The 7,741-nt window shown below is 71.4% G+C and carries 6 protein-coding genes; 3 read left to right on the top strand and 3 right to left on the bottom strand.

Translation table 11 applies throughout. The features are described from left to right. The first annotated feature begins 318 nt into the window (after positions 1-318). On the top strand, positions 319-1,674 hold the full coding sequence (locus ACTH43_RS08675; protein WP_441444508.1) for a Gfo/Idh/MocA family protein: 1,356 nt from the start codon (positions 319-321) through the stop codon (positions 1,672-1,674). Continuing rightward, on the top strand, positions 1,671-2,915 hold the full coding sequence (locus ACTH43_RS08670) for a Gfo/Idh/MocA family protein (protein WP_441444507.1): 1,245 nt from the start codon (positions 1,671-1,673) through the stop codon (positions 2,913-2,915). Before ACTH43_RS08675 ends, ACTH43_RS08670 begins: the two co-directional genes overlap by 4 nt. Positions 2,916-2,955: 40 nt before the next feature. Here the strand turns inward: ACTH43_RS08670 and ACTH43_RS08665 are convergent, their stop codons facing one another. After that, the gene (locus ACTH43_RS08665; protein WP_441444506.1) at positions 2,956-4,059 is read right to left on the bottom strand and encodes a hypothetical protein; all 1,104 of its coding nucleotides are present in this window, start codon (positions 4,057-4,059) and stop codon (positions 2,956-2,958) included. Between the two features lie 252 nt (positions 4,060-4,311). On the opposite strand from ACTH43_RS08665, the gene ACTH43_RS08660 reads away from it, so the two are divergent. Continuing rightward, entirely contained in the window at positions 4,312-5,328 is a 1,017-nt protein-coding gene (locus ACTH43_RS08660; RefSeq protein WP_441444505.1) for a LacI family DNA-binding transcriptional regulator, read from the top strand. 53 nt (positions 5,329-5,381) lie between these two features. On the opposite strand, the gene ACTH43_RS08655 is transcribed toward ACTH43_RS08660, so the two are convergent. Further along, on the bottom strand, positions 5,382-6,701 hold the full coding sequence (locus tag ACTH43_RS08655) for an amidohydrolase family protein (protein ID WP_441444504.1): 1,320 nt from the start codon (positions 6,699-6,701) through the stop codon (positions 5,382-5,384). Between the two features lie 52 nt (positions 6,702-6,753). Beyond that, positions 6,754-7,741, bottom strand: a 988-nt coding sequence (locus tag ACTH43_RS08650) for an alpha-hydroxy acid oxidase (RefSeq protein ID WP_441444503.1), incomplete at its 5' end; no start/stop codon positions are given.

The raw sequence follows: 7,741 nt of genomic DNA, 5'->3' as shown, positions 1-7,741 counted from the left end.
GCTGCCCGCCCCGCCCGCGCAACACCCGCCCGCACCCGCCCCGCCCGCACCCGCCCCGCCCGCACCCGCCCCGCCCGCACCCACCCCGCCCGCACCCACCCCGCCCGCACCCACCCCGCCCGCCTCCACCCCGCCCGCCTCCACCCCCGCCGCTCCCCGCTCCACACCCGGCCCCGTCGGGCGCGATCGTACGATTCCGAGCCACTTCCGGCTCGTAATCGGCTCGGAATCGTCCGATCGCGGGCCGCGCCCGGCTCGCCTCGCGACTGGTACGGCTCGAGCCATCACCCCTTCGCAGTACGCACCCCCAGGAGAGACATGCCCACCCGCTATGCGCTGATCGGCACCGGCCACCGCGCCCAGATGTATCTCGACGCGATGGCCGGCGATCACGCCGCCGACGCCGAGCTGATCGCCCTGCTCGACACGAACCCCGCCCGCCGGGAGTACCACCGCGACCGCCACCCGGCCTTCGCCGGAGTCGAGCTCGCCGGACCCGAGGACCTCGAACGCGTGATCGCCGACGGGAAGGTCGAACGAGTCATCGTCACCACCCCCGACCGCACCCACGCCGAGCTTGTGGTGCGGGCCCTGGAGGCGGGCGCCGACGTGATCGTCGAGAAGCCGCTGACCATCGACGCTCCCTCCGCCCGCGTGATCCAGGAGGCGATCGACCGCACCGGAGGTCAGGTGCTGGTGACCTTCAACTACCGCTACAGCCCGCGCAACACCGCGTTGAAGCAGATCATCGCCTCGGGAGAGATCGGCGAGGTGGTCTCGGTGAATTTCGAGTGGGTGCTGGACACCCAGCACGGCGCGGACTACTTCCGCCGCTGGCACCGCGACAAGGCCAACAGCGGCGGGCTGTTCGTCCACAAGTCCAGCCACCACTTCGACCTGGTGAACTGGTGGACCGACGCCGTCCCCGAGCGGGTCTACGCCCGCGGCGGCCTGAAGTTCTATGGCCAGGACAACGCCACTGGCCGCGGCCAGGAACCGCTGCCCGAGCGCGGCACCCACGACGGTGCCCACGACCCCTTCGAGCTGGATCTGCGGGACGACGAGAGGCTGAAGAACCTCTACCTCGATGCCGAGCAGCATGACGGCTACCGCCGCGACCAGTCCGTGTTCGGACCCGGCATCACCACCGAGGACAACCTCACCGCGATCGTCGACTACTCCGGCGGAACCGTGCTCACCTACGCCCTGAACGCCCACAGCCCCTGGGAGGGCTACCGGGTCGCGGTCAACGGCACCCGGGGCCGCGCAGAGCTGGAGGTGATCGAGCGCGCCGAGGTGATCCCCGCCGGCGCGGAGACCCACCTGGATCCCAGCGCGATCGCGGTGACCGCGGCGGACCAGGGTGCGCGCGAGCGGGGGGAGCGGCTGATCCTCCAGAAGCACTTCGAACCTGCGCACCAGGTCGAGATCCCCGAGGGCGTGGGTGGCCACGGCGGAGGTGACGCGATCATGCTGCGCGACATCTTCCAGGGGGTGGCAGAGGACCCGCTGGGCCGCACCTCCGACCACCGCGACGGCTTCCGCGCGATCGCCGTCGGGATCTGCGGCAACATCTCCCTCCAGACCGGGGCGCCGGTGGATGTCGCCGCTACCCTGGGAACCGATCTCGCCCGCACGGAGTCCTCGGCTCCCGCCGTTCAGGAGTCCGCATGACCCCCAGTGCCCCCAGCGCCCCCGACATGCCGACCGCCGCCGTGGATCCGGGAGCGCCGGTGCGCGTCGCCCTGATCGGCACCCGCGGCTACGGTGCCGCCCACCTGCGGAATCTCGCCCGTCTGTCCGAGATGGGGGTTGCCCGCCTGGTCGGGGTGGTCGACGTGGCAGATCCGCCCGAGGAGCTGCGCGGGATCCACCACCGCTCCCTCGCTGATCTGCTCGCCGCGCTGCCCGCCGAGGACCGCCCCGAGATCGTCGCCATCGCCACCCCGATCGACACCCATGTGCCGCTCGCGACCGAGGCGCTCGCCGCCGGGCTCGACGTCTACCTCGAGAAGCCCCCGGTGCCGGCGCTCGCCGACCACTGGCGACTGCTCGAGACCGCCCGCGGCGCCGGCCGCAGCGTGCAGGTCGGCTTCCAGGCCCGGGGCGGGGCCGGGGTGGATGTGCTCGCCGGTGAAGTCGCCGCCGGGAGTCTCGGCGAGATCACCGCGGTACGGGTGCACGGCGCCTGGTCGCGCGACCGCGCTTACTACCGCCGCTCCGCCTGGGCGGGCAGGCGACGCCTGGACGGCCGCCGGGTGGCCGACGGCGTGGCCACCAACCCGCTCGCCCATGCCGTGCATGCCGGCCTGGTCATCGCCGGGATCCAGCAGGCTGCGGACATCTCCTCGGTCACCACCGAGCTGCGCCGCGCCCACGACATCGAGGCCGACGACACCACCTTCCTGCGGATCGACCCGAGCGGGGACGGCCCCGCCGTGGTCTGCGCCCTGACCACCACGTCTCCGGAGCAGCACGCGCCCTGGGTCGAGATCATCGGTACCAGTGGCCGCCACCGGCTCTGGTACACCGACGACCGCTCCGCCCGCACGGTGGGGGATGGCGCGGTCGAGGAGCTCCGCCACCCCCGCACCGACCTGATGGAGAATCTCGCCGCGCATGTGCGCGACCGCTCGGTGGCGCTGCTGTCCCCGCTCGAGAGCACCTCGGCGTTCTCCGCGGTGCTCGAGGCGATCCAATCCGTCCCCGATCCGCTCCCGATCCACGCCTCGGCCATCGACTGGCAGGGGGAGGGGGAGCAGGCCCATCCCGTCGTCGAGGATATCGAGGCCACCCTGCTGGCGGCCCTCGATGCGGGCCGGCCCTTCACCGAGCTCGGCGTGAGCTGGGCGCGTGAGGATGCGGTGCACACCTGGACCTCACCGGCAGAGCTGGTGCACGCGCCGACGGCGTGAGCCCGGGGCCGTCCGAGATCACGCGCCGGCGTCGAGGACGTCAGCCCGCCGTGCCGGCAGTGCCCGTCGTGCCGGACGCGCCGGCGGCGTCTGCGGTGCTGGCGGGCCCGGCGGGTGCCGCCGTGGTCGGCGCCGCCAGCGCAGAGATCCGCTGCCGGTGCCGGGACCGTGCCCGCACGATCGCCAGCACAGCGGTGTGGACCAGCATCACCACGGCGACTGCGAAACCGCCGCCGATGAACAGGAACTGCATTCCCGCCTGGCCCGCCGGGTCGGACCACACCGCCGGCGGGATCAGCTCGACAGCGGAGAAGTAGATTCCGGCGGACACGAGCAGCAGCACGATCGCAGGGATCACCAGGGCATACGGCGACCAGCGGGAAGCGGCTGCGGCGATGCCCAGCAGCAGCGCCCCGAGCACGACGAGGACCACGGTGGTCAGCTGCGTCTCGGTGTAGAACGAGACCATGGCCATGCGTACCCCGTCGGCGTGCCCACGGAGCAGCATCAGGGACGCGAGCAGCAGCCCGAGCGGGACGACGATCACGCCGAGCAGAGAGACGACCAGATGCGGATCCGGACGGCGGCGCGCGATCACCAGCGCCAGCCCGAGCCCGCCGATCAGCGGATGGAGCAGCAGGGGAAGCCCGTAGACGATCCCGTCGAGCGCCTCCTGGGGAACCATCGGCGGGCGGTGCTGATAGATCTGGAACGCCAGTTCCGGGACGGCGGAGATCGCGACGCTGAGCAGTCCCAGCACCCCGACGGCGAGCAGTCCCGCGGAGCTCACCACCCCGGTGGCCACGATGCTCGCCAGCAGCAGGATCCCCAGCCCCGCCCCGAGGAAGACCCGGGCACCTGCAGGCCCTGCCAGCAGCTCGCCCAGCGAGGCATCGACGTATCCGCGGGACATCGCGAATCTGACCAGCGTGCTGCCGCCATAGGCGAGCAGGCCGGTGGCGATCGGGGCGACCACCAGGGCGTACACGATCGTGAGGATCCGCGCGACCAGCCCGGATCCATGGCGCGGGCGCGCGACGGCGGGGGACTGCTGCGGTGGCGATTCCGGGTGCGTTGCGGTGATGGGCTCGTCGGATGGGCTGTGGCCCGTCGGGGCGGCGCTGTCTCGTGGATCGGTGCTCATCGTGACCTCCAAAGGCCGTCGCCTGCTCGGGCGGAGGTCCCGAGCTGCCCAGCCACCCGGCGCGGGCCTCCTGAGCCAGAGCATAGGACGCGGGGCGGAGATCGGTGCGGGGTGAGCCGCTTTCGTGATCTGGGCCGAAGCCGGGTCCACGTGCGGCGATCCGCCGCCCCTTCGCGCACGTCAGGATAAAATCAGGGCAGCGGCTCGCGGCGATCTTCCCGGGCCGGGCGGACCAGCTGAGGAGCATGCGTGATGGCCACAGCCCGCACCGTGGGCATGAAGGACGTCGCGCGAGAGGCCGGAGTCTCCGTCGGCACCGTCTCCAACGTGCTGAACCGCCCCGACATCGTCTCCCCGGACCGCCGGGAACGGGTCGAGGCCGTGATCGCCCGGCTCGGCTATGTGCGCAACGATGCCGCCCGCCAGCTGAAGCTCGGACGCTCGAGCACCGTCGGCGCGATCGTCCTGGACTCCGGGAACCCGTTCTACGCCCAGCTGGTGGGCGGGATCGAAGCCGCGGCCGAGGACTCGCAGCTGATGGTCATCGCCGGCAGCGCCGGCAATCGGGAGCGGCGCGAGCGGCTGTATCTGTCCCTGTTCGAGGAGCAGCGGGTGCGCGGCATCCTGCTGGCCTCCACGGGCGGCAGCGCCGAGCTGGTCGAGGCGATCCGCGGCCGCGGCACCCCTGTGGTGCTGCTCGAGGGCGACCCTGATGCTGGCGGCTCCGCGGTGAGCGTCGATGACATCGCCGGGGGTGAGATCGCGGTGCAGCATCTGGCGGGGCTGGGCAGGCGGCGCATCGGCGTGGTCGCCGCGCGGCAGGATCTCCGCCAGGTCGCCGACCGCCTTCGCGGAGCGAGGCGGGCTGCCGCGGCGGCAGGCGTCGAGATCGAGGTGCTCGAGGCTGAGGACCTCACCGTGCTCGCCGGCCGCACCGTCGGCGAAGAGGTGGTGGCGCGCAGCGCCGCAGAGCGGCCCGATGCGGTGTTCTGCGTCAACGACCTGCTCGCCGTCGGCGTGCTGCAGGCCTTCGCGTTCCGCCACCAGGTCGCGGTGCCCGAGGAGATCGCGCTGGTGGGATATGACGACATCGCCTTTGCCCGCTCCACCGTGGTGCCGCTGACCTCGGTGTCCCAGCCGGCTGATCTGATGGGCCGCACCGCGCTCGCATTGCTCGAAGAGGAGATCGCTGGCGGCGACTCCGCACCCCGGCACGTGAGCTTCACGCCGACTCTTGTGGAGCGGGAGTCGACGACGGGCGGTTCCTGATCCGTTCCTGATCCGTTCCTCAGTCGTTCCCAGGGCGTGCTCACGGTGCGTGCTCACAGGCCGTCGAGCAGGCGATCGATCTCCTCGAGGCGGGTGATCTGCGGGCGGATGATCCGCTCGCCGCGCGCGATGACCATGCGGGGCGCGGCGAGGTTCCGGAAAGACTCCAGCGGATCGGCGTCCACGACGACGAGGTCCGCGACCTTGCCGACCGCGATCGAGCCGGTGACGGAGTCGAGCCCCAGGATCCTCGCGTTGCCCTGCGTGGCGGCGTGGAGGACTGCAGCGGGTTCCATCCCGCCCACGCGCTGCAGCAGATCGAGCTCCCGCCAGTAGTTCGAGTGCGTCACGTAGCTGACCGAGGAATCGGTGCCCACACCCAGGGCGATCCCGTTCTCGAGCGCCGCCCGGATCCCGCCGAGCATCTCCCCGAGGACCAGATCGGCATTGGCCCTCACCACGGGATCCACGCCCATGACCTCCGGGTCGAGATTCACCAGCGGCAGGCACGCCTGCAGGGTCGGGATCAACGCCGAGTAGCCGCGCAGCGAGGCGGGGTTGTCCAGGAAGAGTTCGATGAGCTCAGCGGACATGCTGCTGCCGTGCTCGATCGTGTCGACCCCGGCCCGCAGCGCGGCGAGAGCACCCTCCTGGCTCTGAGCGTGGGCGGCGACGAGCACGCCGGCCGAGTGCGCCTCCTCGCAGATCGCGCGCATCGAGTTCTCCGGCATCTCCGGCTTCCCGGCATAGCCGATCTCGATCGCATCCGTGACCCCGCCGGTGGCGGAGATCTTGATCGCCGCCGCGCCTCGTCGGATGTTCTGACGGGCATGGGAGCGCGCCGTCTCGGGGTCATCTGCGATCAGGGCGATCTGCGGGGCGCCGTGCCCGCCGGAGATCGCCAGCAGCGGACCGGAGGGAAGGATGCGCGGCCCGACGATGTCGCCGCGCTCGATCGCATCCCGGATCGCGACCACCTCGTAGGCGACATCGCCGACGGTGCGCAGCGTGGTCACTCCGGAGCGGAGCTGGATGGCCGCGTGCTCCCGGGTGCGCCTGCGCAGGATCCGACGGCCGACGGGTGTGTGCATCAGCCGGGTGGCGTACTTCGCCAGCCGTGGATTCGTGGCGGCCGCACCGAGCGGTCTGCCGTCGGCGAAGAGGTGGGCGTGGGCGTTGATGAGTCCCGGGAGCACGAACAGTCCGCGCCCGTCGACTCGCAGGCCGTCGGCGGGGAGGTCGGCGCTGTCGGCGGGACCCGCGTAGCTGATCGTGCCGCGGTCATCGACGCTGATGGTCCAGTTCTGGTGGATGGTACCGAGCGCATCGCCCGTCACCACGCAGATGTCGGTCAGGGCGAAAGGGGTTCTCATCCATCGAGTGAAGACCTGATGCGGGTCGATGTCCAGGGGATGCTTCCAGCGCTCAGAGGGACGCGGACTTCTCGGTCCCGCGTGGCATGGGCATCAGGCGGTGCAGCTGCGTGACGTGCCTCGGCTCCAGCTCGTCGAGGGAGTGCGCGCCCAGCAGCTTCATGGTGCGCACGATCTGCTCGGAGAGGATCGCGATGGCGCGGTCCACACCCGGCCTGCCGCCGGCCATCAGGCCGTAGAGGTAGGCGCGACCGATCAGGGTGAACCGTGCGCCGAGGGCCACGGCGGCCACGATGTCCGCGCCGTGCATGATGCCGGTGTCGATGCCGATCTCGGTGTCGGTGCCGACCTCGCGGGCGACCTCCGGGAGCAGGTGGAAGGGGACCGGGGCGCGATCGAGCTGCCGCCCGCCGTGATTGGACAGGATGATCCCGTCCACCCCCAGGTCGGTGAACGTCTTCGAGTCCTCGAGGGTCTGGACCCCCTTGACCACGAGCTTCCCGGGCCACAGGCCGCGGATGATCTCGAGGTCTTCATAGCTGATGGTCGGATCCATCGCGGAGTCCAGCAGCTCACCCACGGTGCCGCCGGTCGAGGACAGCGAGGCGAACTCGAGCGTGGGGGTGGTCAGGAAGTCGACCCACCACCAGGGGCGGGGGATCGCGTCCAGCACGGTGCGGGCCGTCAGCTGCGGCGGGATCGAGAAGCCGTTGCGGGTGTCGCGGAGCCGTGCTCCGGCCACCGGAGTGTCCACCGTGAACTGCAGGGTGTCGAAGCCTGCCTGTGCAGCGCGCGCCACCAAGTCGTAGGAGACCTCCCGTTTCCGCATCACGTACAGCTGGAACCACTTCCGGCCGTGGGGTGCGGCGGCGGCGACGTCCTCGATCGAGGTGGTGCCCAGCGTCGACAGCGTGAAAGGGATCCCCGCGACCTGGGCGGCCCCCGCCCCGGCGGTCTCGCCCTCGGTCTGCATGAGGCGGGTGAAGCGGCTCATCCGAATCCAGGGTGTAGTCGGGGTCTGAACCCGCCGGTCTCGAGCA

The sequence above is a fragment of the Brachybacterium sp. genome (assembly GCF_052095815.1).
Classification (GTDB): Bacteria; Actinomycetota; Actinomycetes; order Actinomycetales; family Dermabacteraceae; genus Brachybacterium.
The sequence above is the reverse complement of the archived record's forward strand: the minus strand, read 5'-3'. Positions and strand labels throughout refer to the sequence as shown.

Coding starts and splice junctions, on each gene's coding strand:
- ACTH43_RS08665 (WP_441444506.1), bottom strand. CDS start 4,059: ATGAGCACCGATCCACGAGACAGCGCCGCCCCGACGGGCCACAGCCCA.
- ACTH43_RS08670 (WP_441444507.1), top strand. CDS start 1,671: ATGACCCCCAGTGCCCCCAGCGCCCCCGACATGCCGACCGCCGCCGTG.
- ACTH43_RS08655 (WP_441444504.1), bottom strand. CDS start 6,701: ATGAGAACCCCTTTCGCCCTGACCGACATCTGCGTGGTGACGGGCGAT.
- ACTH43_RS08675 (WP_441444508.1), top strand. CDS start 319: ATGCCCACCCGCTATGCGCTGATCGGCACCGGCCACCGCGCCCAGATG.
- ACTH43_RS08660 (WP_441444505.1), top strand. CDS start 4,312: ATGGCCACAGCCCGCACCGTGGGCATGAAGGACGTCGCGCGAGAGGCC.